This is a genomic window from Hymenobacter actinosclerus, from assembly GCF_900111515.1.
Taxonomy (GTDB): domain Bacteria; phylum Bacteroidota; class Bacteroidia; order Cytophagales; family Hymenobacteraceae; genus Hymenobacter; species Hymenobacter actinosclerus.
In genome coordinates this window covers 244,967-268,290 of sequence record NZ_FOHS01000001.1, presented here as the reverse complement: position 1 = coordinate 268,290, position 23,324 = coordinate 244,967, and the positions used below count along the sequence as shown (strand labels likewise).

The 23,324-nt window shown below is 63.4% G+C and carries 21 protein-coding genes; 6 read left to right on the top strand and 15 right to left on the bottom strand.

Annotation, left to right across the window (positions count from 1 at the left end):
- Window positions 1-50 precede the first annotated feature (50 nt).
- From BMY67_RS01135 to BMY67_RS01125, 3 genes are all read left to right on the top strand, one after another.
- Complete coding sequence (locus BMY67_RS01135) at window positions 51-1,727, top strand: M28 family peptidase (protein WP_092767498.1); 1,677 nt, start codon at window positions 51-53, stop codon at window positions 1,725-1,727.
- A 252-nt stretch (window positions 1,728-1,979) separates the two neighbouring features.
- The gene (locus BMY67_RS01130) at window positions 1,980-3,377 is read left to right on the top strand and encodes a LutB/LldF family L-lactate oxidation iron-sulfur protein (RefSeq protein WP_092767496.1); all 1,398 of its coding nucleotides are present in this window, start codon (window positions 1,980-1,982) and stop codon (window positions 3,375-3,377) included.
- Window positions 3,378-3,504: 127 nt separating this feature from the next.
- A complete protein-coding gene (locus tag BMY67_RS01125; RefSeq protein ID WP_092767494.1) occupies window positions 3,505-4,563 on the top strand; it encodes a hypothetical protein in 1,059 nt (352 codons plus the stop codon).
- 74 nt (window positions 4,564-4,637) lie between these two features.
- Here the strand turns inward: BMY67_RS01125 and sdaAA are convergent, their stop codons facing one another.
- On the bottom strand, window positions 4,638-5,543 hold the full coding sequence (sdaAA, locus tag BMY67_RS01120) for an L-serine ammonia-lyase, iron-sulfur-dependent, subunit alpha (protein WP_092767492.1): 906 nt from the start codon (window positions 5,541-5,543) through the stop codon (window positions 4,638-4,640).
- 240 nt (window positions 5,544-5,783) lie between these two features.
- Complete coding sequence (gene msrB, locus BMY67_RS01115; RefSeq protein ID WP_092767490.1) at window positions 5,784-6,242, bottom strand: peptide-methionine (R)-S-oxide reductase MsrB; 459 nt, start codon at window positions 6,240-6,242, stop codon at window positions 5,784-5,786.
- A gap of 144 nt (window positions 6,243-6,386) precedes the next feature.
- Between msrB and BMY67_RS01110 the strand changes: the two genes are divergently transcribed.
- Window positions 6,387-7,898, top strand: a complete 1,512-nt coding sequence (locus BMY67_RS01110; protein WP_092767488.1) for an NAD(P)H-hydrate dehydratase — start codon at window positions 6,387-6,389, stop codon at window positions 7,896-7,898.
- 164 nt (window positions 7,899-8,062) lie between these two features.
- Here the strand turns inward: BMY67_RS01110 and BMY67_RS01105 are convergent, their stop codons facing one another.
- The 3 genes from BMY67_RS01105 to pafA form a co-directional block, all read right to left on the bottom strand.
- Window positions 8,063-8,965 carry a UbiA prenyltransferase family protein gene (locus BMY67_RS01105; protein WP_092767486.1) on the bottom strand — a complete coding sequence of 301 codons (903 nt, stop codon included), beginning with the start codon at window positions 8,963-8,965 and terminating at the stop codon, window positions 8,063-8,065.
- 160 nt (window positions 8,966-9,125) lie between these two features.
- Window positions 9,126-9,710 (bottom strand): inorganic diphosphatase, encoded by a 585-nt coding sequence (locus BMY67_RS01100; RefSeq protein ID WP_092767484.1) that lies wholly within the window; start codon window positions 9,708-9,710, stop codon window positions 9,126-9,128.
- Between the two features lie 177 nt (window positions 9,711-9,887).
- Window positions 9,888-11,603: an alkaline phosphatase PafA gene (gene pafA / locus BMY67_RS01095; protein WP_092767482.1), complete on the bottom strand. Its 1,716-nt coding sequence runs from the start codon at window positions 11,601-11,603 to the stop codon at window positions 9,888-9,890.
- A 122-nt stretch (window positions 11,604-11,725) separates the two neighbouring features.
- On the opposite strand from pafA, the gene BMY67_RS01090 reads away from it, so the two are divergent.
- On the top strand, window positions 11,726-12,457 hold the full coding sequence (locus BMY67_RS01090; protein ID WP_092767480.1) for an HAD family hydrolase: 732 nt from the start codon (window positions 11,726-11,728) through the stop codon (window positions 12,455-12,457).
- 94 nt (window positions 12,458-12,551) lie between these two features.
- On the opposite strand, the gene BMY67_RS01085 is transcribed toward BMY67_RS01090, so the two are convergent.
- From BMY67_RS01085 to BMY67_RS01040, 10 genes are all read right to left on the bottom strand, one after another.
- Entirely contained in the window at window positions 12,552-12,956 is a 405-nt protein-coding gene (locus BMY67_RS01085; protein WP_092767478.1) for a hypothetical protein, read from the bottom strand.
- 523 nt (window positions 12,957-13,479) lie between these two features.
- Window positions 13,480-14,370 (bottom strand): ATP synthase F1 subunit gamma, encoded by an 891-nt coding sequence (atpG, locus tag BMY67_RS01080; protein ID WP_092767476.1) that lies wholly within the window; start codon window positions 14,368-14,370, stop codon window positions 13,480-13,482.
- A gap of 186 nt (window positions 14,371-14,556) precedes the next feature.
- On the bottom strand, window positions 14,557-16,137 hold the full coding sequence (gene atpA, locus BMY67_RS01075) for a F0F1 ATP synthase subunit alpha (protein ID WP_092767474.1): 1,581 nt from the start codon (window positions 16,135-16,137) through the stop codon (window positions 14,557-14,559).
- A 6-nt stretch (window positions 16,138-16,143) separates the two neighbouring features.
- Window positions 16,144-16,704 (bottom strand): ATP synthase F1 subunit delta, encoded by a 561-nt coding sequence (atpH, locus tag BMY67_RS01070; protein WP_092767472.1) that lies wholly within the window; start codon window positions 16,702-16,704, stop codon window positions 16,144-16,146.
- A gap of 106 nt (window positions 16,705-16,810) precedes the next feature.
- Window positions 16,811-17,308, bottom strand: a complete 498-nt coding sequence (locus BMY67_RS01065) for a F0F1 ATP synthase subunit B (protein WP_092767470.1) — start codon at window positions 17,306-17,308, stop codon at window positions 16,811-16,813.
- A 168-nt stretch (window positions 17,309-17,476) separates the two neighbouring features.
- A complete protein-coding gene (gene atpE / locus BMY67_RS01060) occupies window positions 17,477-17,737 on the bottom strand; it encodes an ATP synthase F0 subunit C (protein ID WP_019946527.1) in 261 nt (86 codons plus the stop codon).
- A gap of 59 nt (window positions 17,738-17,796) precedes the next feature.
- A complete protein-coding gene (atpB, locus tag BMY67_RS01055; RefSeq protein WP_092767468.1) occupies window positions 17,797-18,849 on the bottom strand; it encodes a F0F1 ATP synthase subunit A in 1,053 nt (350 codons plus the stop codon).
- 33 nt (window positions 18,850-18,882) lie between these two features.
- Window positions 18,883-19,290, bottom strand: coding sequence for a hypothetical protein (locus BMY67_RS01050; protein ID WP_092767466.1), 408 nt, complete (start codon window positions 19,288-19,290; stop codon window positions 18,883-18,885).
- 5 nt (window positions 19,291-19,295) lie between these two features.
- On the bottom strand, window positions 19,296-19,601 hold the full coding sequence (locus BMY67_RS01045; RefSeq protein WP_092767464.1) for a hypothetical protein: 306 nt from the start codon (window positions 19,599-19,601) through the stop codon (window positions 19,296-19,298).
- A gap of 2 nt (window positions 19,602-19,603) precedes the next feature.
- A complete protein-coding gene (locus tag BMY67_RS01040) occupies window positions 19,604-19,843 on the bottom strand; it encodes an AtpZ/AtpI family protein (RefSeq protein ID WP_092767463.1) in 240 nt (79 codons plus the stop codon).
- Window positions 19,844-20,051: 208 nt separating this feature from the next.
- Here BMY67_RS01040 and porW point away from each other — a divergent pair, with 208 nt between their 5' ends.
- Window positions 20,052-23,273, top strand: a complete 3,222-nt coding sequence (gene porW, locus BMY67_RS01035; protein ID WP_092767461.1) for a type IX secretion system periplasmic lipoprotein PorW/SprE — start codon at window positions 20,052-20,054, stop codon at window positions 23,271-23,273.
- Window positions 23,274-23,324: the final 51 nt, after the last annotated feature.

The following is a 23,324-nucleotide window of genomic DNA, read 5'->3' as shown; positions in this document are numbered from 1 at the left end:
TGTGAAGGATGACACACGATAAATCAGTCCACAAATCCCTCAACCATTCCATGTTCAAACCATCCCACTTCGCCTACCTGCTGGCTGCGGGCTTTACGGCGGCTTCCTGCGCCACCCAGCAGCCGCTGGGCTCGGCCAAAGGTGCTGGCGCCGCCACGGCCACTACTGCCGTAACCACGGCCGGCTCCACGGCCACCACCGCCGCCGACCCGGCCCGCACCTACGCCGAAACCATCACCCAGGCCGATCTGCGCCAGCACCTCACCATTCTGGCTTCGGATGAATACGAGGGCCGCGAAACCGGCGAGAAGGGTCAGAAAATGGCCATGGACTACCTGGCCAAGCAGTTTGCCGACCTCGGTCTGCAAGGTCCGGTAAAGGGTTCCGACAACCCCTACATCCAGCACTTCACCATGGTGCGCAGCAGCTGGGCCGACGGCGCCACGCTCAAAATCGGCCCCAACTCCTACAAGTGGCTCACCGATTTCTACGCCCTCGGCGGCCTGGGCTTTGCGGCCCCCACGGCCGTGCAGCCCGTGTTTGCGGGCTACGGCATCGAGCAGGACGGCTACTCCGACTACGCCAGCCTGGGCGACGTGAAAGGCAAGGACCTGCTGATTATGCTCGGCGAGCCCCAGACGGCCAAGGGCACGGCGCTGCTGGGCAAAGACGGCCAGAACAGCAAGTGGGGCCAGGATTTCCGGGCCAAGCTGACGCTGGCGGCCCAGAAGGGCGCCCGTTCGGTGTTCTTCGTGGACTTCAACCCCAACAGCAACTTCGACAAGCTGGCAGCCCGCATGGCGCCCTATATCAGCCGGCCCAGCATTGCCTTCAAGGATGCCAAGGACGGCGGCCGGCCTACGGCCTACTTCGTGTCGCCGGCAGTGGGCTACAAGCTGCTGGGCACCAACGCCCAGACGGTGCCTAAGTACGCGGCGGCCGTAACGCAGGCCGGCAAGCCGGTTGTCAGCCCCTTCCGGCCCGCTAAGGCTACGGTATTCGCCCCGCGCAAAACCGAGGATTTCGTAACCGAGAACGTGATGGGCTACCTCGAAGGCACCGACCGCAAGGACGAGCTGGTGATTCTGTCGGCCCACTACGACCACATCGGCATCATCAACGGCGAGGTGCACAACGGCGCCGACGACGACGGCTCGGGCACGGTAACGGTGCTGGAAATGGCCCAGGCCTTCCAGAAAGCCAAGGCGGAGGGCCACGGCCCCCGCCGCAGCATCCTGTTTCTGGCCGTAACGGGCGAAGAAAAGGGCCTGCTGGGCTCCGAGTACTACACCGACCACCCCATTTTCCCGCTCGAAAACACGGTAGTCGACCTGAACACCGACATGGTGGGCCGCACCGACAAGGAGCACGAGGGCAAGGGCGACTACGTGTACGTCATCGGCTCCGACAAGCTCAGCTCGGAGCTGCACACCATTTTGCAGGCCCAGAACGAGAAGTACACCAACATCGACCTCGACTTCCGCTTCAACGACCCCGAGGACCCCAACCGCTTCTACTACCGCTCCGACCACTATAACTTCGCCAAGCACGGCATTCCGGTGGCCTTCTTCTTCAACGGCGTGCACGACGACTACCACGGCGCGGGCGACGAAGTAGAGAAAATCGAGTTCCCCAAGATGGAGAAGCGCGCCCGCCTCGTCTTCTACACTGCCTGGGACCTGGCCAACCGCGACAAGCGCATCGTGGTGGACTCGAACAAGAAGTAGCCGAGCTGTTAGAGAAGAACGTCATGCTGAGCTTGTCGAAGCATCTCTACCGCTTCGTTGCCAAACTAACTCCTGCGTCAGGATTAGCACTGCGGTAGAGATGCTTCGAGCACTGGCTCTATGCGCCACATGCTCAGCATGACGTTCTTTTGTAGCCGTCAGTTTCTTGCCAGCTTCTGAAACCCGCCGAACCGATTCCGGTCCGGCGGGTTTTTATCTTTGTCTGACCCTGTTCACCGACGCCCCCTTGCCATGAAGCCGACTGCCGCCCCTGTCCCCACCAAAGCCGCCCAGTTTCTGGTCGACACCGACCGCAAGGCCTTCGACCTAGAGCACCGGCGCAAAATCCGCTTCAACATTGGCAAGTACAACGCGGCCGTAACCACCGGCATGGGCTTCTACGCCGACCACGAGCTGGCCCGCAGCCGGGCGTCGTACCTGAAAACGGAGGTCATCAACCACCTCGACGAGTACCTGCTACAGTTTGAGGAGAACTTCAGCAAACGCGGCGGCCAGGTAATTTGGGCGCGCGACGCGGCGGAGGCCCTGGCCGAGGTGGGCCGGATTATGGAGCGCCGCAAGGCCCGCACCGTGGTAAAGGCCAAGAGCATGACGACCGAGGAAATCCACCTCAACGAGTACCTGGGCAAGCGCGGCATCGAGTCGGTGGAGACAGATTTAGGCGAGTTCATCGTGCAGCTCAACGGCGAGCGGCCCTACCACATCGTCACGCCCGCCATGCACCTGAGCAAGGCCGACATTGCTGATATCTTCGTCAAGCATCTCGGCATAGCCCACACCGACGACGCCCAGCAGCTCGTGCTTACGGCCCGCCACCTGCTGCGCGACAAATACACCGCCGCCGAAGTGGGCATCACGGGCGGCAACTTTCTGGTGGCCGATACGGGCGCGGTGTGCGTGACGGAGAATGAAGGCAACGCCCGCCTCTCGGCCACGTTTCCGCGCACCCACATTGCCATTGTGGGCATTGAAAAGGTGATTCCCCGGCTGCGCGACCTGGATTTGTTCTGGCCGCTGCTGAGCACCAGCGGTACCGGCCAGCAGCTCACGGTGTACAACACCATCTATACCGGTCCGCGCCAGCCGCTGGAAAAGGATGGCCCCGAGGAAATGTTCGTGATTCTGCTCGACAACGGCCGCACCAACCTGCTGGCCCAGCCCGAGCAGCGCGAGGCCCTCAACTGCATCCGTTGCGGGGCCTGCCTGAACGTGTGCCCGGTGTACAAGAACATCGGCGGCCACAGCTACGAGGCCACCTACTCGGGTCCCATCGGCTCAGTGATTACGCCCCACCTGTCGGGGATGGAGGAAAACAAGCACCTGAGCTTCGCCAGTAGCCTGTGCGGGGCCTGCACCTCGGTGTGCCCGGTGAAGATTCCGATTCATAACCTGCTGCTCAAAAACCGCCAGCAAAGCGTGCAAGCCGGCTACACCGACCCTGAGGAGCGCCGCGCCATCAGCCTCTGGCTGCACGGTATGAAGCGCCGCTGGGTCTGGGACCTGGCCCCGGCCGCCGCCAAGAACTGGGTGCTGAGCCGCCTGCTGGGCCAGGTGGGTTGGAGCAAGCGCCGCGATGCCGTGCAGGTGGCCCCCAAAACGTTCCGGCAGCTGTGGAAGGCGCGGGGGTAAAGTTTCAGCCCTGATATAGCCGCAACTTCCATGCACTTGCCTTTGTGGAAGGGTGCCCGCTTAGCCAACCCCGGCGGCCCGCGGGCAGTACAAGGGCGGGCGGCCTGTTAGCGCGCCCGTTGAGCTTATGCCGGATATTGTATTGCGCGGGCTGGCCCTGGGGGTCGGCCTTTTTCTGGTAGTGAGCACCCTGTTCGGGGCCGTGCGCTCGTTCGTGCTGCCGCGCAACGAAAACGTGCTGCTCAGCAGCTGGGTGTTTCGCAGCATCCGGGTGCTGTTTCGGGCCGTGGCCCGCCTGGGCCGCACCTATGCCCAGCGCGACCGGGTAATGGCCCTGTATGCACCCGTCGGCCTGATTATGCTGCCCATCGTGTGGCTGGCGCTGCTGAGCATCAGCTATACCCTTATTTTCTGGGCGCTGGGCGAGGGCCATCTGGAGCGCTGCTTTCGCATCAGCAACAGTTCGCTGCTTACGCTGGGCTCGGAGGAGCCCAGCCACAACATGTGGGCCAACATGCTCTCGTACTCGGAGGCCACGTTGGGGCTGCTGCTGCTCACGCTGCTCATCTCCTACCTGCCCACCATGTACCAGGCCTTCTCGAAGCGCGAGCTGACGGTGGCCCGGCTGGAGCTGCGGGCCGGCACCAGGGCCTCGGCTACGGAACTCATTTGCTGGCTCGAGCGCACGAACGGGCTGGGTGAAAATCAGCAGCAGTGGCAGGCCTGGGAAGAGTGGTTCATCGAAATCGAGGAAACCCACACCTCACTGCCCATTCTCTCCTTCTTCCGCTCGCCCCAGCCCGGCCGCTCCTGGGTGTCGACGGCCGGCGTCATCCTCGATACGGCCGCCCTCATCACCAGCAGCCTCAACCAACCCGCCAACCCGCACCTGCAAATCTGCTTCAAGGCCGGCTGCGTGGCCCTGAACCGGGTAGCGCGCTTTTTCCACTTCGAAGAAGACGCCGCCCACTCGCCCGACGACCCCACCACCCGCGCCAGTTTCGCCCGCGCCCACGAGCAGCTCCGCGAAACCGGCCTCGACCTGCACCCCGAAGACGAGGCCTGGCAGCAGTACCACGAACTGCGCAGGCGCTACGCCCGCGCCATCGCCCACCTGGCCCGTATCACCATGAACCCGGGCAGCGAGCTGGACAACGACTGGCTGGCCAACAAAGACAGTGCGTGAGTTGATGGGGTAAATATGCCGCCATCAACTCACGCACTGTCTTTGTTGGCCAGCGTATTTAGCCACCGGGTAACTTAGTCCCCGTCCTCGTCGGGCAGGATCTGCACGTCCTGCACAAGCACCATTTTCTCGATTTCGCGGCCCCGGGGGGTGTTGGCCAGGCCGCCGAGGGCGGTTTCCTTATAGCGGGTTTCCATGCTTTCGCCCACTTCGCCCAGCGCCGCCACGCACTGGTCGACGGGGATGACGGGGTTGACGCCGGCAATGGCAATCTGGGCCGAGCTGAAGGCAATGGCGGCGGCCGAGGCGTTGCGCACCACGCAGGGCACCTCCACCAGGCCCGCCACCGGGTCGCAGACGAGGCCCAGCATGCACTGAATGGTAATGGCCACGGCGGCAAACGTTTCCTCAACCGAGCCGCCCAGGCAGTACACGATGGCCCCGGCGCCCATGGCCGCGGCCGAGCCGGTTTCGGCCTGACAGCCGCCCACGGCGCCGGCCAGCGAGGCGTTCTGCTCAATGATGAGGGCAATGCCGGCCGCTACCAGCAGGCCTTCCAGAATCTGGCGGTCTTCCAGCTTATGAATATCCTGGAGCGTGACGAGCACGCCGGGCAGGATGCCCGAGGCGCCGGCCGTGGGCGCGGCCACCACCCGGCCCATACACGAGTTGACCTCTTTGGCCCCCAGCGCCCGAGTAATGAGGTTTTTGAACTCGGGCGACAGCACAGTGATGGGTGAGGCGGCAATTTTCTTGGCCCCGTTGTTCACCATGCCCGAGCGCGAAGTCATGTCCTGGGTCAGGCCGGTGTGCACGGCGTCGCGCATCACGTCGTAGGCCCGCTGCAGACCGTCCCATATTTGCTCCTCGGTGCGGCCCTTCTGCTCGATTTCGTACTGCAGCACGGGCTGAAAAAGCGGTTCGCTGGTGGCGGCGCAATGGGCCTGCCAGCTGGTGAAATCGGTGAAGAGCAAAGACATGGGCGGGGTGGGAAGAGGGCGCAGGCGAGGCCTGGCGCCCGGTGGCAGGAAAGACGGTACGCGCATAACCGGCGCCGCGCGGTGGGAGTGCAAAAATCGGCAGAAATTCCTCGGTTCCGGCTACCGGGCCACCACCTTTCGGGCGGGCCCGCCCCGGCTTCCGGCCAGGCGGCCACAGCAAAGCCCTTCCGCGCGGGGCGAAAGGGCTTTTAGCAGTGTTACCGCAGCCGTTGAAGCGGCCTACGCCTCCTGCTTTTCGCTTACCAGCTGCACGCTGGCCGAGTTGATACAGAGCCGCACGCCGGAGGGCGGCGGGCCGTCGGGGAAGGCGTGGCCCTGGTGGGCGTCGCAAGCGTTGCACAGCACTTCGATGCGCGTCATGCCGTAGCTCGTGTCCTTTTTGTACTTGAGGGCGTTTTCTTTCACGGGCTGGGTGAAGCTGGGCCAGCCGGTGCCCGAGTCGAACTTGGTGCGCGAGTCGTAGAGCGGGGTGGCGCAGCAGACGCAGGCGTAGAGGCCCGCTTCGTGGCTTTCGCAATGCTCGCCGCTGAAGGCCCGCTCGGTGCCGTGCTCGCGCGTGACGTGGTACTGCTCGGGCGTGAGCTGGGCGCGCCACTCGGCATCGGTTTTCTCTACGCGCTTATCGGGGGCCGGGCTGCTGTGGTTGGCCAGCCGGATAATATCGTTCCAGGTTTGCATAAGGGGTCGGGTTAAATGAAGATGGACCGCCGGGCGGCCCAGGTTACAAACGCGCCGGGCGGCCCGGAAGTTTCTGGCGAGCCGCTTGAGGCGCTTTCCAGCCGGCCGGTGCATCCCTCGGAGCCGGCTGAAGGTATAGAGAAGATGAAACTCCTTTCCGCCGCCCAGACCCGCGCCCTCGACCAGGCCACCATTCAGGCCCAACATATCACCTCAACCGACCTGATGGAGCGGGCCGCCGATGCCGTGACCAGCTGGCTGCTGGATGAGCTGCTGCTCGACTACGATACCGCTATCCACGTGTGCTGCGGGCCGGGCAACAACGGCGGCGACGGGCTGGCCGTGGCCCGCAACCTGCACCGTGCCGGCTACGCCGTGCAGTTGTGGCTGCTGCCCGCCGCCCGGCACTCGGCCGACTTCAGCCACCAGCAACAGCAGCTGCCCGCCGAGCTGCCGGCCCGGGAAATCGACCCAAACAAGCTGCCTGCCCTGGCGGCCGGGGCGGTGGTCGTGGATGCGTTGTTTGGTACCGGCCTGAGCCGGCCGCTGGCGGGCGTGGCGGCCGCGCTGGTGCGGCACATCAACGAGGCGGGCGCGACGGTGGTGGCGGTAGATATGCCCTCGGGCCTGCTGGCCGACGCGCCCCAGCCGGCCGACAGCGCCGTGGTACGGGCCAACTACACGCTCAGCTTCGAGCTGCCCAAGCTGGCCTTCCTGCTGCCGCAGAACGCCGGTTTCGTGGGCGACTGGCAACTGCTGCCGATCGGGCTGGACCCGGAAGTTATCCGCAATACGCCGGTGGATAAGCATTTCGTAACGGCCGAAGACCTGCGCGGACGGCTGCCGAAGCGGCCGAAGTTCAGCCATAAGGGCACCTTCGGGCACGCGCTGCTACTGGCGGGCAGCAAGGGCAAGATGGGGGCGGCGGTGCTGGCTACCCAGGCCTGCCTGCGGGCCGGCGTGGGGCTCATCACGACCCGCGTGCCGGCCGTGGGCTACGATATCCTCCAGATTTCAGCCCCCGAAGCCATGTGCCTGGCCGACTCGGCTTCTGACCACATAAGCGAGTTGCCCGAGCTGACACCCTATGCCGCCATAGGCATCGGGCCGGGGCTGGGGCAGCACGACGACACCCGTGAAGTGTTGCACCAACTGCTGACCACCGCCACCGTGCCGCTCGTTATTGATGCCGACGCACTCAACCTGCTGGGCGCCCACCCCGAATTGCAGAAGCTGCTGCCGCCCGATTCGCTGCTCACGCCCCACCCCAAGGAGTTCGAGCGCCTCGTGGGCGAGCCGGCCCGCGACGACTACCACCGCCTGGAGCAGCTCCGCGCCTTCGTGGGCCGCACCAGCTGCTACTGTATCATCAAGGGGGCCTACACCGTGCTGGCCGCGCCCGACGGCACCCTCTACTTCAACAGCACCGGCAACCCCGGCATGGCCACCGGCGGCAGCGGCGACGTGCTGACCGGCCTGCTGCTGGCGCTCCGGGCCCACAAAAATCTTTCGCCCCTCGACGCCGCCCTGCTGGGCCTGCACGCCCACGGCCGCGCCGGCGACCTAGCCCTGCCTCACACCGGCCACACCGGCCTGCTGGCTTCAGACATCGTCCGCTTCATCGGCCCGGCCCTGGAGGAGCTGATGAGTGAATGAGTGATTCGGTGAATGCGTGAGCCCGCCTGTCATCCTGAGCGGAGCGAAAGACCTGCTTACGCCAGCACCGACGTAGGCAAGGCTCTTGCAACGGGATAAGGTCCTTCGCTCCGCTCAGGATGACGGACGGGCTCACGCATTCACCGAGCCACTCATTCACGCATTCACCTTCCCACCGCCAGCCATACGGCCACGAACTGCACGACCATTACGCCATCGGTGAGCAGGGCAAAGTAGTAGTCGGGGCGCGACTCCTCGGCGTACCAGGTAACCGCAGCCATTAGCCCCAGCGGCGCCACCAGCGCCACGGCGTGGGCCACCGATACGCCCGGCGGTACCAGCACCGCGGCCGCCAGCAGCGCCGCCAGCCCCAGCCATTTGGTGGCCCGAATGCCCAGCAGGCCCGGAAACGTGCGGGTGCCAGTCAGCAGGTCCTTGCTGTAGTCGCGGATATCGAAGACGAAGGCCACGGCCAGAATCAGCAGGAAGCGGCGGGCGAAGAGCACCAGTACCACCGGCGACGCCCAGTAGCGGCCCAGGTACAGGGCGGGTATCCAGACGGTAACGGCCGACCAGACGTAGGCAATGAGGAACACCTTGAGCAGCGGCAGGTCGCGCAGGGCCCACCAGCGGCCCTGGCGGCGCCACAGCGGCATCGAGTAGAGCACTGAAATAACCGCCAGATGGCCTCCAAACAGCGTGAGGGGCCGCAACTGGGCATCGGTCAGGTATAGCCCGGCGGCCACCGCGCCGGCTACCAGCGTGAGGCCCAGCAGCTGGGGGCGGTGCGCCCGAATCCATTGCTTGCGGCGGGTGGCGCCGGGCAGCTGGCCGTGCTTGTAGGGCAGCACGCTGTCGAGGTTGTAGAGAAACAGGGTGGCAGTGAAAATCAACGCCCCCAGCCGCCCCGAAATATGCACGCCCCAGAACAGAAACGTGGCCCACATCAGCCCCAGCGCCGCCAACGAGAGCCAGACGCTACTGTATAGCACCGCGTCGAGTACCTGCTGCCACCCGGCCAGTGGTGGGCGGGGCAGGTGGTCAGGTTCGGGGTGAAGCAGTTCCATGCGGGCAAGTTAGGAGCAAGAGTTAGCAGAAAAAAAGCTGTCATCCTGAGCTTGCGAAAGACCTTCCTACGGTAGCACCAATCGTTATGGCATCAGTGCTACCGTAAGAAGGTCCTTCGCAAGCTCAGGATGACAGCTTTTTTTCTGCCACTGCCTTTTATTACCCCTTCAGTTCCTCCTTGGCCAGCACCTGGTCGTGGTCGTTGCCGTTGGGGAAGGTTTCGTTGTAGAGGCGGATGCTTTCGTCGATGATGCGGTAGGCTTCCTCGCGGGGCAGGAAGCGCTGCACCGTTACCGACTTGTGCTCCAGGGCTTTGTAGTCCTCGAAGAAGCGCTGCATTTCGCGCAGCGTGTGCGGCGGCAGGTCGTCGAGCTCGTTGTAGTGGTTGACGGAGATGTCGTGGGCGGCCACGGCAATGATTTTGTCGTCCTCCTCGTCGCCGTCCACCATCTGCATCACGCCAATCACCTTGGCCTCCACGAGGCACATGGGTACGATTTCCACCGAGCACAGCACCAGGATGTCGAGCGGGTCGTTGTCGTCGCAGTAGGTTTTCGGAATGAAGCCGTAGGCGGCCGGGTAATGCACGGCCGAGAACAGCACGCGGTCCAGTTTCAGCATGCCGCTGTCTTTGTCCAGCTCGTACTTGGCCTTCGAGCCTTTCGGGATTTCAATAATGCCGGTAACGGTTTGGGGGACGTTGTCGCCGCGCGATACGTCGTGCCAGGGGTTGAATTTGGCCATGTTGGGGTAAGCTGTTAGCTGAGAGCTGTTAGCTGTTAGCTTGAAGGTGAGAAAACACAAGAAAGGGGCCGGCAGCGCCGGCCGCCCCGCACAAGCGGGCTGCAAAGGTAAGCAGACAAAACCGGCCGACGAACGGAAGTTAACAGCTAACAGCTCTCAGCTAATAGCTTAAAAAACCTACCAGCCCAATACCTCGCGCAGCGGCTCGCCGGTGCTGGCGCTGGGCTCCTGAATGTGCAGCCAGCGGGCCAATGTGGGCGCAATATCGGTAATCCTGGCCGGCGCCGACGACTTGCCCGCCTTCACGCCCCAGCCCCAGAACAGCAGGGGCACGTGGGTGTCGTAGGAGCTGCCCGAGCCGTGGGTGGTGCCCTTGTTCACGGGGTAGGAGTACGATTCGAGCCAGCCGGGCGAGAGCACCACCAGCACGTCGCCGCTGCGCTTGGGGTAGTAGCCGTTTTCCAGGTACATCAGCAGCCCGCTTTCCCAGTGCGACTTCTGCACGTCGTCGGCGGCCAGGGCGCGCGTTACGCCGGCAAAGTCCAGCATCAGCTCGGCCGCTTCGCGCTGTAGCTGGTAGAGGTCGAGCTTTTTCTGGGCGATGAGCGGGCGGTTGAGGTAGACCTGCTGGTTTTCGTAGCTCAGCACCCACTGGCCGGGGCCGTGGCGCTGCACCAGCCGCTGCTGCAACGAGTCGCGCATGAGGCGCGGGCCCACCGAACCGGCCGGCAGCTTGTGTTCGAGCAGGAAGTTGGGCGAGTGGGCGGCGGCGTGGTCGGCGCTCAGAAACACGAGGGCCTGCTTTTTGCCCACCGTGCGGTCGAGGTAGTCGAACAGCCGGGCCAGCTCCTGGTCGAGGCGCAGGTAGGTATCTTCGGCCTCAATGGAGTTGGGCCCGAACTGATGGCCGACGTAGTCGGTGGAGCTGAAGCTCAGGGCCAGGAAGTCGGTGGTGCCGCGCTGGCCCATCTGCTCGGCCTGGAGCGTCGCCAGGGCGAAGTCCAGCGTCAAAGAGTTGCCAAAGGGCGTGGAGCGGATGAGGTCGAGGTTGCGGGTGGGCACGGCTTTTTCGCCTTCCGCCTTCAGGGCGCCCTTCACGGCGGCCGGCAGCTGGGCGCTCAGGCGGGGCAAATCGTGCGGGAATATAGGCCGCTCCTCGCCCTTGAACGGGGCTTCCCAGGCTACGTCGTCGGCGGTGCTTTCGGTGTACTGGGCAATGGGCAGCAGCGTGGTCCAGGGCTGGTCGAGGTACCTGGCGGCCCGGTTTTCGGCGTTGAAGCCCGTGGCCCAGGCCGGCAGCTGCTGCATGTAGTGGGTGCTGCTGATGAAGGCCCCGTTGGTGCCGTCGTACCAGTAGGCGGCGTTGGCGGCGTGGCCGGCGGGCAGAATGGAGCCCCGGTCCTTGATGCACACGCCAATCACCTTGCTCTCGAAGTTGGTGGCCAGCCGCAGCTCGTCGGTGATGGTGGTGGCCAGCATGTGGGCCGGCGACTGTTGGCCGGCCTCCATAGAGCCGCCCACGGGCTGCACGGTTTTGTCTTCGGTGACGTAGGTGCGCTGGCCGGTTTCGCGCACCAGCCAGTTGTTGCCCACAATGCCGTGGCCCGAGGGCGTGGTGCCGGTATAAATGCTGGCGTGCCCCGGCCCGGTATAGGTGGGCACGTAGTTGTAGTGGGCATTCTCGTAGCTGAAGCCTTCGCCCAGCAGCCGCTTAAACCCACCCTGGCCGTACTTGCTCCAGTAGCGGTACAGGTAGTCGTAGCGCATCTGGTCGACTACGATGCCCACCACCAGCTTGGGACGGTCCAGGGTTTGAGCGGCGGGCTTTTTCTTCTGGGCAAGGGCCGGCAGCGCCAGAGTGGCGGCCAGCAGCAGGGTCAGGGGTGTTTTCAAGGCAATAATTGATAAGGCCGCACCCCGAAGGCCACGGGCGGTTCAACGGGCAAAGGTAGCCTACCCCGTTGGGAGTTGCGTAGAGGCAGAAAACGTCGCCCACCGAGTGCCCCCCAATCCTTATGCCTGACTCCTCCCCCCTGCCCTACGCCCTCATCTTCGACATGGATGGCGTTATCATCGACAACACCGCCTCCCAGGCCCGCGCGTTTCAGCTGCTGTTCCGCGACCTGGGCCTGAGCACCAACGCCCGCCGGCTGCTGCGCCGCCTCAACGGCATGCCCGCCGGCGAAATCCTCAAAACGGTGTTCACCAAGCCCGTCCCGGAAAAGAAAATCGAGGAGTACGCCGCCCAGCGCGAGCTGCTGTACCGGGTGCTGTACTGGAACAAGCGGCAGGAAGTGGCCGGCCTGCGCGGGTTTTTGCAGGCGGCCCGCGCGGCCGGCTTCAAAACAGCCCTGGGCACCGGCTCCGGCGACGACACGATTTCCTACATCCTCGACTACCTCGACCTGCGCCAGTACTTCGACGTGGTAATCGGCAAAGACGACGTGCGCCAGGGCAAGCCCCACGCCGACACCTACACCACCACCGCCCGCAAGCTGGGCCTGCCCCCCGGGCAGTGCGTGGTGTTCGAAGATGCCCTGCTCGGCGAGCAGGCCGCCTACCGCGCCGGCATGCGCTGCATCGCCCTCAGCACCACCCTCCAACCCACCGACTTCCAGGCCCCGCTCGCCGTCATCCCCGACTTTACCCACCTCACGCCCCAGCACGTACGGGAGCTGCTGGCACAACACCCCCACGCACCCAAGCCCAGCAAGGAGCTGGCTAAGCGGCAGTATATGCAGGGGTGAAGGAGGAGACAGGGTTTAAAAGGTCAAGAAAGAGCCAGTTCCCCTTCTTATATGAGGAGGGGAGCTGGTTCTTTCTTGGCCTTTTAAACCCGCCCTATCCCCCCAGCCGGGCCACTACGAAGGCGTGGGCGGCGGGTTCGTCAGCGAAGTGGTAGTAGCGGGTGCGGCCCTGGGCCTGGGCCTGCATTTCGTAGGTGGAAAGCCGGGCCAGCACGGCGGCGGGCTGCACCACGGCCACGTGCACCACGGGGGGGCGCTCGATGCGGCCGCCAATCCATTCGGTTACCATCCAGTCTTTGCAGGCGGGCGGCAGTGTGGGCAGTTCCAGGGCGTCGCTGAGCAGGTAGCTCCAGCGGCGCTGCACCAGCAGCCGGCCCATGCGGGTGAGCAGGGCGGCCAGGGCCTCCACGTCGGTGGCGCCGGGGCGGTAGCGGAGCAGGGCGTAGCCGGCGGGGTGGGCCAGCAGCTCGCCGGCGTCGTTGGCGAATACGGGAGTCATAGGCAACGAGCGGGAAGGCCCGCAGAAACAGGGGCGACAAATATAACACAACCGTAGCCCTCGCTCCTACGCCGGCAGGGCCACGCCGTAGAGGGCGGCGACCAGCGCATCGATGGTCGCTTCCGGGGCCGGGGTATCGGCTGCCAGCACCTGCTCCACCAGCGCCGCCACCGTTATATACTCCTGCGCCGAAGACGTATAGCGGATTTCCAGGTTGTTACTGCGTCTCTACAGCCGGTACACCGACTCAAAATTCGCTCTAAGCCCCCCAAGCACCGGTGGCCGCCTTCCTGCAGGCCGTTGATGTGCGCCGGGTGGAGGTGCAGGTACCCGGGCCGGAGCAGGCCATAGCCGAAGTAACCGCCCACCGCGCCACGCTGCCCCGCTAAGCCGCCGCCGGCCCGGTTCAGCCAGCCGCACCCGCGGCCCCGCGCCGCTCATGCCTCAAAACAAAGGCCCGCTTCCGGAAGGAAGCGGGCCTTTGCACGAAAGCCATCAGTTACCAGCTACCAGCTAAAAAGGATTACCGGCTGGCGGCCAGGGCTTCGGCACCACCTACGATTTCGAGAATCTCGGTGGTAATGGCCGCCTGGCGGGTGCGGTTGTAGGTCAGCTTGAGCTCCTTGAGCAAGTCACCGGCGTTTTCGGTGGCCTTGTCCATGGCCGTCATGCGGGCGCCGTGCTCCGAGGCGTTGCTTTCCAGCACGGCCTTGTAGAGTTGGATCTTGAGCGACTGCGGAATCAGGGTCTGCACAATCTCCTCCTTGGAAGGGGCAAAGATGTAGTCCACGTTGCTGGTCGCGGCGGCTTCCGCGGGGGCCTCGGTGGGCACCAGCGGCAGCAGCTGCTCCACCCGGATAATCTGGGTGGCCACGTTGCGGAACTCGTTGTACACCATCACCACCTCGTCGTACTCGCCGCTGCGGAAGCCCTCCATGGCCTGCTCGGCGGCTTGGCGCACGGTATCAAACGAGAGCTGCCCGAACACGTGCTGGTAGTCGCCCAGCAGTGGGCCGCGCTTCCCGAAGTACTCGTGCGCCTTCTTGCCGATGGCCATTACCGTCACGCTGCCCGAGGCCGCCTGCTCGGCGTAGCGGCTCTGCACCAGGGTATTGGTGGCCTTGAACACGTTGCTGTTGAACGCGCCCGCCAGCCCCCGGTCGGAGGTGATGGCGATGATCAGCACGCGGCGCACCAAGCGCGCCACACCGTACTCGCTCTGCACCTCGCTGTCGGCCTGGGCCGTCAGGTTGCCCAGGATGCCGTTGAGGCGCTGGGCGTAGGGCCGCATGCGCAGAATGTTGTCCTGGGCGCGCCGCAGCTTGGCCGCCGCCACCATTTTCATGGCTTTGGTAATCTGCTGCGTGCTCTGCACCGACACAATGCGGTTGCGGACTTCTTTTAAGCTAGCCATTTTTTTGAGCTACAAGCGACAAGCTGCAAGCTGCAAGCTTTTAGCTGACGAGTAGATGTCAGTGTGAAGCTCGCCGCTTAAAGTTCGCGGCTTAATTAACATATGTGCTGAGCTATGGACTGCGAGCGGTAGGCTACAAGCTGACATAAAACATCAGCTTGTAGCTTGCCGCTTGCGGCTTGTAGCTTACGAAGAATAAACCGCCGACAGGTCTTTGGCAACCTGGCGGATGGCGCCGATGACGGTGTCGTCGAGCTTGCCGGCCTTCAGGGCCGCCAGCTCGGGGGCGTGGCGGGTCTGCATGGTCTGGGTGAACTCCTTCTCGAACTCGCGCACCTTGTTCACGGGCACTTTGTCGAGCAGGCCGTTGGTGGCGGCGTAAATGATGGCCACCTGATCCTCCACCCGCTGGGGCGAGAACTGGGGCTGCTTCAGGATTTCGAGGTTACGACGGCCACGCTCAATGGTGAGGCGGGTCGAGGCGTCGAGGTCGGAGCCGAACTTGGCGAAGGCCTCCAGCTCGCGGAACTGGGCCTGGTCGAGCTTGAGCGTACCGGCCACCTTCTTCATCGACTTGATCTGGGCGTTACCACCCACCCGGCTTACCGAGATACCCACGTTGATAGCAGGACGCACACCGGAGTTGAACAGGTTGGTTTCGAGGAAGATCTGGCCGTCCGTAATCGAAATTACGTTGGTCGGGATGTAGGCCGAAACGTCGCCCGCCTGGGTCTCGATGATGGGCAGGGCCGTCAGCGAGCCGCCACCTTTCACCAGGTGCTTGATGCTGTCGGGCAGGTCGTTCATGTCCCGGGCAATGGTGTCCGAGGCGTTGATTTTAGCGGCGCGCTCCAACAGGCGGCTGTGCAGGTAGAACACGTCGCCGGGGTAGGCCTCGCGGCCCGGCGGGCGACGCAGCAGCAGCGACACCTCGCGGTAGGCTACAGCCTGCTTCGACAAGTCGTCGTACACCACCAGGGCCGGACGGCCCGTGTCGCGGAAGTACTCGCCGATGGCGGCACCCGTGAAGGGCGCAAAGAACTGCATGGGGGCCGGATCGGAAGCCGAAGCCGACACCACTACGGTGTAGTCCATGGCGCCACCCTTGGTCAGGGCGTTTACCACCTGGGCCACGGTCGAGGCCTTCTGGCCCACGGCTACGTAGATGCAGAACACGGGCTCGCCGCGCTCGAAGAACTCGCGCTGGTTGAGGATGGTATCAATCGCCACGGCCGACTTACCCGTCTGCCGGTCGCCGATGATCAGCTCGCGCTGGCCCCGGCCAATCGGAATCATCGCGTCAATCGACTTGATGCCCGTCTGCATGGGCTCGGTTACGGGCTGGCGGAAGATTACGCCGGGCGCCTTGCGCTCGAGCGGCATCTCGTAGGTTTCGCCCTGGATGGGGCCGCGGCCGTCGATGGGCTGGCCCAGCGTGTTTACTACGCGGCCAACAATGCCCTCGCCCACCTTGATGGAGGCAATTTTGTTGGTGCGGCGCACAGTGGCACCCTCGCGGATTTCGGAGTAGTCGCCGAGCATTACTGCTCCCACGTTGTCCTCTTCCAGGTTGAGCACGAGGGCCTGGAGGCCGTTTTCAAATTCGAGCAATTCCCCCGACTGGGCGTTGCCCAGGCCGTAGATGCGGGCTACACCGTCGCCAACCTGCAATACCGTGCCCACCTCTTCGAGTTCGGCTTCGGTTTTGAAGTTGGAGAGTTGCTCCCGCAGAATGGCGGATACTTCATCCGGACGTACGTCTGCCATGGTGGGTTATAGTTGGGGTTGGTAGGGATTCTTCGAGAATTCGGTGCGCAGCTTGCGCAGCCGGAAGCTCACCGAGTCGTCGATGAGCCGGTCGCCGATGCGGAGCACGAAGCCCCCAATCAGCGCTGGATCTACTTTTTCCTGGAGCGTTACCTCGGGCATGCCGGCCTGCTCGCGTACGAGCTGGCGCAGCTGCTCGCGCAGGCTGGGGTCGAGCACGGTGGCCGTCGTCACCTGGGCGACCTGCATTCCCTTCTTCAGGTTGTACTGATTGAGGAACTCGTCGCCGATGAAAACGAGGGAGTTTTCGCGGTTGTGCTGGGTTACGAGCGTGAAGAACTTCTCCGTCATGTCCGTCACCTTGCCGCCGAAAATAGCCTTCAGAATGGCCAGCTTCTTATCGTGCTTCACAATGGGGTTGCGCAGCAGCATGCGCAGGTCGCGGTTCTCGCCCAGCGTCTTGCTGAACAGGTCCATGTCCTGCTTCACCTGCTCCAGCTCACCCCGCTCCTGGGCCAAATCAATCAGCGACTTGGCGTAACGGGAAGCAACTCGTAGTTCAGACATATATTTTTAGCTGCAAGCTACAAGCCGCAAGCTGCAAGTTTTCTGCTTTGCCCGTGCTCTAGCCAGTAGAACGAAAGCTTGCAGCTTGCAGCTCACAGCTTGCCGCTTAGTTGAGCTTTACTTCTTTCAAATACGAATCGACGAGCTGCTGCTGGGCGGGCTGATCGGTCAGCTCGCGGCGCAGGATGCGCTCGGCAATGTCGATGGAGAGCTGAGCGGCAGTGTTTTTCACCTCGGCCAGCGCGGCGTTCTTCTCGTTGCGGATGGCTTCGCGGGCCTGCTCAATCATGCGGCCGCCTTCTTCGGTGGCTTTGGTCTTGGCCTGCTCGATGAACTGGTTCGACATGGCGGTGGCTTCCTTCAGAATCCGGTCGCGCTCCATGCGGGCTTCGGCCAGCAGCTTTTCGTTGCCGGCTTGCAGCTGCTGCATCTCCAGCTTGGCCTGGTCGGCCATGCGCAGGGCGCCTTCGATGGAGCTTTCGCGCTCCTTGAGGGAGCTGAGGATGGGCTTCCAAGCAAACGAGCGCAACAACAGCAGCACGATGAGGAAGATCACCACCTGCCAGAAAATCAGGCCGAGTTCGGGGGTTACTAACGGAGGCATGGGCAAAAACTAGACGGTGGGTAAAGAGGGTCCTGCTAACCGCTTCAACCAGCCGGATGTTCCGGCCGGTTGAAAGAGTTGTCTCAGGTTTAAAAACCCATAAAGCCCGCTACACTATACGCTGAAGCGGCTTAGCGTAGCGGGCCTTACGGGGTGTTGCCTCTAGCCCTAGAGATTAAAGGAAATCAGCAGGCAGACTACTACGGCGAACAGTGCCAGACCTTCAATCAGAGCGGCCACGATCAGCATCGCCGTCTGAATTTTGCCCGAGGCCTCTGGCTGACGGCCGATGGCTTCCATAGCCTGACCACCGATACGACCAATGCCCAGACCGGCACCCAAAGCAACCAGACCAGCACCGATAGCAGCACCGAATACAGCCAGACCAGCAGAATTAGTAATGGCCTGCAACAACAGAGAAAGAAGCATAAAAAAGAATTTGGGGAAGTGAAAAACGGAAAAAAGTCAGAGGAATAAAATGCGCGGGCTTAGTGTACCTGGGCCGGGGTAGCCCCGTCGCCACCACCCATTTGGTAGTCGGCATCGTGGTGGTCTTCCACGGCCCCGCCAATGTACATGGCGGTCAGCAGCGTGAAGATGTAGGCCTGCAGAATGGCGACCAGCAACTCCAGCATGTTGATGAACAGGCCGAAGGCCAGCGACACAGGAGCCACCCCAACGTTGCGGAAGATGAAGATGAGCGAAATGAAGCTCAGCGTTACGATGTGGCCGGCCGTGATGTTAGCAAACAGTCGCACCATCAGCGAGAAGGGCTTCACCACAATGCCGATGAGTTCAACCGGAATCATGATGGGCAGCAGTAGCTTGGGTACGCCGGGCGTGGCGAAGATGTGAGCCCAGTAGTTTTTGTTGGAGCTGAACAGCGTGATGAGCAGCGTGATGACGGCCAGCGTCATGGTCACGGAGATGTTGCCGGTGAGGTTGGACGAGCCGGGCAGCAGGCCCAGCAGGTTGCTGAACCAGATAAAGAAGAACACTGTGAGCAGGTAGGGCAGGTAACGCTCGTACTTCGGCCCAATGGACTTCTTGGCTACTTCATCGCGAATGAAGACGATAATTGGCTCGAAGAACGACTGAACGCCGCGCGGTGCCGCGGTGCCGCGCTTGGCATAGCCCCGGGCTACGGTCATGAATACTACCAGCAGCAAGGCCGAGGCAATCATGAGGGTGGCCACGTTCTTGGTGATGGAGAAGTCGTACACCTTAGCGCCATCGGTCGATACCAGGTGCTCATGCTCCAGCTTCAGACCCTCGTGCACCTCCCCTTCGGCCAGGTGGCGCGACGAGAATACGGCGACTCCCTGGCCCGGCCGGAAGGCAATAATGGGCAGGTAGGTGGTGTAGTGGTCGTTGTCGGTCGAGAACCAGTGCCACTCGTGCGAATCGCCGATGTGGTGCAGAATCATCTCGCCCGGGTTGAAGTTTTCGGACTCCGTTGCGTCGGCCGTGGTGGCGACCGGCTCGCTGGCACGGGCCGTCAGCGACAGGAGGCAAAAGAGGGCAAAAAGTAAGCGCTTCATTCAGAGTGGCTTAGGGATTTACTCACAAAATCTTCATTTTGTGATTTCGCCCCGTTTTGAAAACGGGCGCAAGTTACTCAGAACGGCCCATACTTCAAACCCGGCGAAGAGAAAATAGAGTACGAAGAAGCTGCCGAGGAAGGCCCAGCGGGCCGGGCCCTCCTGCCCGCCGCCCCGCAAAAGGTACACCAGCACCAGCGTGAGCGACAAAAGCAGCCGGGCCACCATGGCCCCGAAGTAGGCAACCAGAAAGTTGTCGGCATCGGCCCGCAGCAGCCGCTCCATCATGCGGTAGAGGACCAGCGTGAGCACGAAGAAAAAAGCAAACGTGTACACCGTGAACGGATGAATGACGCGCGGCCCGAACTGGCTGTAGAGCGCATACAGCACAAAGCCCACCAGCAGGCTGAACAGTAAGTAAGGCTTGAGGAAGGATTTCACGCTAGCTACAGAATGATATGAGTATGGCTGATATAGCGCAGCAAGTGCGCTGCTTTGAGCAGGTCGAATCCTGTAAGGACTCTTTCCTGACTCTCCCTGATGATCTGGCAGTTCTCACTTAGCTGACCGATGGTGAGCTGCTGTGGCTCTTGGTATACTGCATAGAGTTGATCATCGGGAATATCCCAATAGAAGTCATGCTTCAACTCGATATGTCCCTGCTCACCGTGTTGACTTTTCAGTGCGGCTAGGCTTTGAAGCAGCACCTGTTCTAAATCGGTAATAGAGATGGATGTAGGATAACTGTTCATATTTATTCTCCCTTGCTCACGGCCCGAATCACATTGTAGAGGGCTGCGAACAGGCCCAGCAGCATCAGGCCCAGCGTAAACCAGGGCGTTTTGGTCTGGTAGTGCTTGTCGAGCCAGTAGCCGGCCCAGGTGCTCAGGCCAATGGTAGCGGCCATCTGCACGCCGATGCCGGAGTAGCGAGCCACGCTGCGCAGGCGGTCGGAGTTATTGTTGGGGTCGGTGGGCTTGGCAGGGCTGGCCATAACGGGCTGGCAAAGGTGGGAGGGGCCGACAAAATTACAGCTTAGCGCGTTAGCAGCGGGCCGGGCCGGGCGCAGGTAGCGTCCGGACAGAAAGCCGTACTTTTACTCGGGTTGCGACGTTGCTGGAAAAACCGTGCCCCCGAACGAATCGGTGGGCGGCGGGCGTTTTCCGTCCGTCCATCTTTCTGCCCCGAGCCTCTCTGCCGCCTTGACGACGACCCCGACGACCCTTCGCGCTGCTCTTTTCCGCTCCCTTGCGGCGCTGGCCGCTACCGGACTGCTGGCCACGGCCCTGGAGGGCTGCGCCGGCTCCGACCGCCGCTCGCTGGTGGGCCGCACCTACGACAACGTGGTGGCCCGCGACAATGCCTACTTCCTGGCCCGCGAGAAGATGAAGGAAGTCGAAGCCAAGCTCAACAAAGAGCGGGTGAACGACTACAACCGTGTACTGCCGCTGTTTCCGGTGATTGACGAGCCCACGGCCACCCGCCTGACGGCCGACATGGACGACATTATCAAAAAAGCCTCGCTGCCGGTGCAGCACCGCCCCGGCTCCGACTGGACCGACGACTCCTACCTGCTCATCGGGCAGGCCCGCTACTACAAGCGCGAGTTCGAGGATGCGGCCAAGACGTTCAAGTACGTCAACAGCACCGGCAAAGACCTGAACGCCCGCCACGAGGCGCTGGTCTGGCTCATGCGCACGTTTCTGGCCCTCGACGAGCTGGATAACGTGGCGGCCGTATCGAACATCCTCGACAAGGAAGCCGGCACCGAGCGCAACGCCCGGGCCCTGTTCCTGACCCGCGCCGAGTATTACCAGCGGGTAAACGAGCCGAAGCTGGCTATTGAAAACCTCGAAAAGGCCATTCCTTATATTGAGGAGAAGAACGAGCAGTCGCGCACCCGCTACGTGCTGGCCCAGCTGTACCAACTGCAGGGCGAAGACAAGAAAGCCTACGCCCAGCTCAACCAGATTCTGAAGAAAAACCCGCCCTACGAGCTGGATTTCTTCAGTAAGCTGATGCTTGGGCAGGTGTCGGATCTGAATCTGAACGACCGCGCCCGGCTGGATAAGTACTTTGCCAAGCTGCTCAAAGACCCCAACAACAAGGAGTACACCGACAAGATTTACTACGAGATGGGCCGGCTCGAATACCGGCAGCAGCGCTATCCGGCGGCCCTGGCGCTGCTCGAAAAATCGGTGCGCGTGCCCAAGGGCAACCCGGCCCAGAAGGCCTACACCCATCTGCTGCAGGGCCGCATCTACTACGAAAACCTGCAACGCTACCGCCTGGCTGCGGCCTACTACGATAGCACCGTGCAGGCCATGCCCAAAACCAACCCCACCTACGCGGCCGTGGCCGAGCGGGCGGGCATTCTGCAGGATTTCGCCCGCGAGCTGACCGTAGTGGAAACCCAGGACAGCCTGCAGGCCCTGGCCCGCCTCGGCCCCGACGAGCTGACGGCCCGCCTGACCAGCTATGCTGAAGCCGAGCTGGCCGAGCGCCAGCGCCAGGCCGAGTTGCTGGCCGCCCGCCAGGCTAAGGAAGAGGCGCGCCAGCAGGCCCAGCAGCAAACCGCCGTGGGTCTGGCGCCCGGCCGCGACCTGCAGCCCAACATCAACTCCGAGGATTTTCTGGCGGCCAACACCGGCGGCAAATGGTATTTCGATAACCCCACGGCCCTGGGTACGGCCCGCAACGACTTTATCCGGCGCTGGGGCGACCGGCCGCTGCAGGACAACTGGCGCACCGTCACGCAGGCCAGCAACTCGCCCGTAACGGCGCAGGGCGGCAACGTGCCGGTGGGCATTGCCGGCAACAGCAGCACCGCCGTTAATGGTACCGGACTGAACCCGGGCAGCCCCGCGGAACCCGCGGCCGACCCGCAGGCCCAGCTGCGCGACCTGGTAAGCCAGTACCGCCAGAACGTGCCGCTAACGCCCGAGCTGCTGGCCAAGTCCGACGACCAGACCCAGGAGGCGCTCTACCAGCTCGGCGGCATCTACAACCAGCAGCTGCGCGAGCCCGACAAGGCCGTGGAAACCTACGAAACCCAGCTGCAGCGCTATCCGCAGGGCCCCCACACGCCCGAAACGCTGTATATTCTGTACCTGATAAAGAAGGAGCGCGACCCGGCCCAGTCCGGGCAGTACGCGGCCCGGTTGCGGCAGGCCTACCCCAACTCGTCGTACGCCCGCCTGGTGGCCGACCCCGAGTACCTGCGCCGCACCTCGGTGGCCAACGCCAAGGTAGCGGTGCTCGTCGATTCGGCGTTTGCAGCCTATAAGCGGCAGGACTTCAAGAAGGCCGGCGCCACCCTGGACCAGGCAAAAGCCCAGTACCCCGAAACTGACCTCAACGACCAGGTGGCCTACCTGGGGGCACTGCTGAGCGTGCGCACGCAGCCGCCGCCCACGGCCAAGGCGGCGGTGGAGAAGTTCTACAAGGACTACCCCCAAAGCCCGCTGGCCCCCAAGGCCGCCACGCTGCTCGAAACCTACCAGAAATACGACCAGGGCCAGATTGCCGGAGCCATGGCCAGCACCACCGAGCCCAGCAAGTCGGAGTTCCGGCCCGGCGAGATTGAGCCGCGCTCGGTGCGCCGCTTCCGGCCCGAGCCGGCCCCACTCGTGGGGTTGCCCGCGCCCGTAGCCCCGGCCTCAAAGGCTACGCCCGCTGACCGGCGTAAGGCCGCCGCAACTGGCACTGCCGCACCAGCCGCTACTCCGCAGCCCGTTACCCCGGCCCAGACGCCGACCCCGGCCCCAACCGAAACTCCGGTTCCGGTCGAGCCGGTGGCCCCTACCCCACTCACGCCGGCCGAGGAGGCAGCTGCCGCCCGGCGGGCCGCGGCCCAGGCCCGCGCCCGGGGCCAGAAGCCGCCCGCGCCTCCAAAAAAAACTGCCGAAACCGCTACTCCGGCCGCGCCAACACCGGCCGCGCCAACTGCACCGGCCGGCACGCCGGCAACCAGCCCCACCCCTGCTCCGGCAGCTCCGTCCACTACAACACCTGCGCCGGCGCCCGCGCCGGTTTCGCCTCCTGCCGCCCCGGCGTCACCCTACAAACCCGATTTGACGGCCGCGCACTCGGTGGTAATCGTGCTGGCCAAGGATGCTCCCCAACTGGCCGAGCTCACCACCCAGCTGACGGCTTACAACGGCCGCTTTTACAAGTCGAGCAGCCTGCTGGTGCGCCGCCAGGCCCTGAACGCGACGGAGGAAGCCGTTATCATTGAGGGCCTGACCAACGCCAAGCTGGCCCAGAGCTACGCCCTGAAGCTGCGGGGGCCCCAGTCGCCGCTGAGCCGGATGCGCGGGGCGGGTTACCAAACCCTGGTTGTGGGTATTGATAACCTGCCGGTGCTGCTGCAGGAAGGCAAGCCCGCCGACTACCAGCGCTTCTACGACCAGAACTACCGTTAACTTCGAATTAAAAATTAGAAGTGAAAAATTAAAAATTGCCGCTGATGGCTC

What these genes read in the sequence shown, in the direction of transcription:
- sdaAA (WP_092767492.1), bottom strand. Translation starts at nt 5,543, where the DNA reads ATGTCTTTGCTCTTCACCGATTTCACCAGCTGGCAGGCCCATTGCGCC.
- BMY67_RS01100 (WP_092767484.1), bottom strand. Translation starts at nt 9,710, where the DNA reads ATGGCCAAATTCAACCCCTGGCACGACGTATCGCGCGGCGACAACGTC.
- atpG (WP_092767476.1), bottom strand. Translation starts at nt 14,370, where the DNA reads ATGGCTAGCTTAAAAGAAGTCCGCAACCGCATTGTGTCGGTGCAGAGC.
- BMY67_RS01065 (WP_092767470.1), bottom strand. Translation starts at nt 17,308, where the DNA reads ATGCCTCCGTTAGTAACCCCCGAACTCGGCCTGATTTTCTGGCAGGTG.
- BMY67_RS01110 (WP_092767488.1), top strand. Translation starts at nt 6,387, where the DNA reads ATGAAACTCCTTTCCGCCGCCCAGACCCGCGCCCTCGACCAGGCCACC.
- BMY67_RS01130 (WP_092767496.1), top strand. Translation starts at nt 1,980, where the DNA reads ATGAAGCCGACTGCCGCCCCTGTCCCCACCAAAGCCGCCCAGTTTCTG.
- BMY67_RS01090 (WP_092767480.1), top strand. Translation starts at nt 11,726, where the DNA reads ATGCCTGACTCCTCCCCCCTGCCCTACGCCCTCATCTTCGACATGGAT.
- msrB (WP_092767490.1), bottom strand. Translation starts at nt 6,242, where the DNA reads ATGCAAACCTGGAACGATATTATCCGGCTGGCCAACCACAGCAGCCCG.
- atpA (WP_092767474.1), bottom strand. Translation starts at nt 16,137, where the DNA reads ATGGCAGACGTACGTCCGGATGAAGTATCCGCCATTCTGCGGGAGCAA.
- BMY67_RS01135 (WP_092767498.1), top strand. Translation starts at nt 51, where the DNA reads ATGTTCAAACCATCCCACTTCGCCTACCTGCTGGCTGCGGGCTTTACG.
- BMY67_RS01045 (WP_092767464.1), bottom strand. Translation starts at nt 19,601, where the DNA reads ATGAACAGTTATCCTACATCCATCTCTATTACCGATTTAGAACAGGTG.
- BMY67_RS01085 (WP_092767478.1), bottom strand. Translation starts at nt 12,956, where the DNA reads ATGACTCCCGTATTCGCCAACGACGCCGGCGAGCTGCTGGCCCACCCC.
- BMY67_RS01105 (WP_092767486.1), bottom strand. Translation starts at nt 8,965, where the DNA reads ATGGAACTGCTTCACCCCGAACCTGACCACCTGCCCCGCCCACCACTG.
- BMY67_RS01040 (WP_092767463.1), bottom strand. Translation starts at nt 19,843, where the DNA reads ATGGCCAGCCCTGCCAAGCCCACCGACCCCAACAATAACTCCGACCGC.
- atpH (WP_092767472.1), bottom strand. Translation starts at nt 16,704, where the DNA reads ATGTCTGAACTACGAGTTGCTTCCCGTTACGCCAAGTCGCTGATTGAT.
- atpE (WP_019946527.1), bottom strand. Translation starts at nt 17,737, where the DNA reads ATGCTTCTTTCTCTGTTGTTGCAGGCCATTACTAATTCTGCTGGTCTG.
- BMY67_RS01125 (WP_092767494.1), top strand. Translation starts at nt 3,505, where the DNA reads ATGCCGGATATTGTATTGCGCGGGCTGGCCCTGGGGGTCGGCCTTTTT.
- atpB (WP_092767468.1), bottom strand. Translation starts at nt 18,849, where the DNA reads ATGAAGCGCTTACTTTTTGCCCTCTTTTGCCTCCTGTCGCTGACGGCC.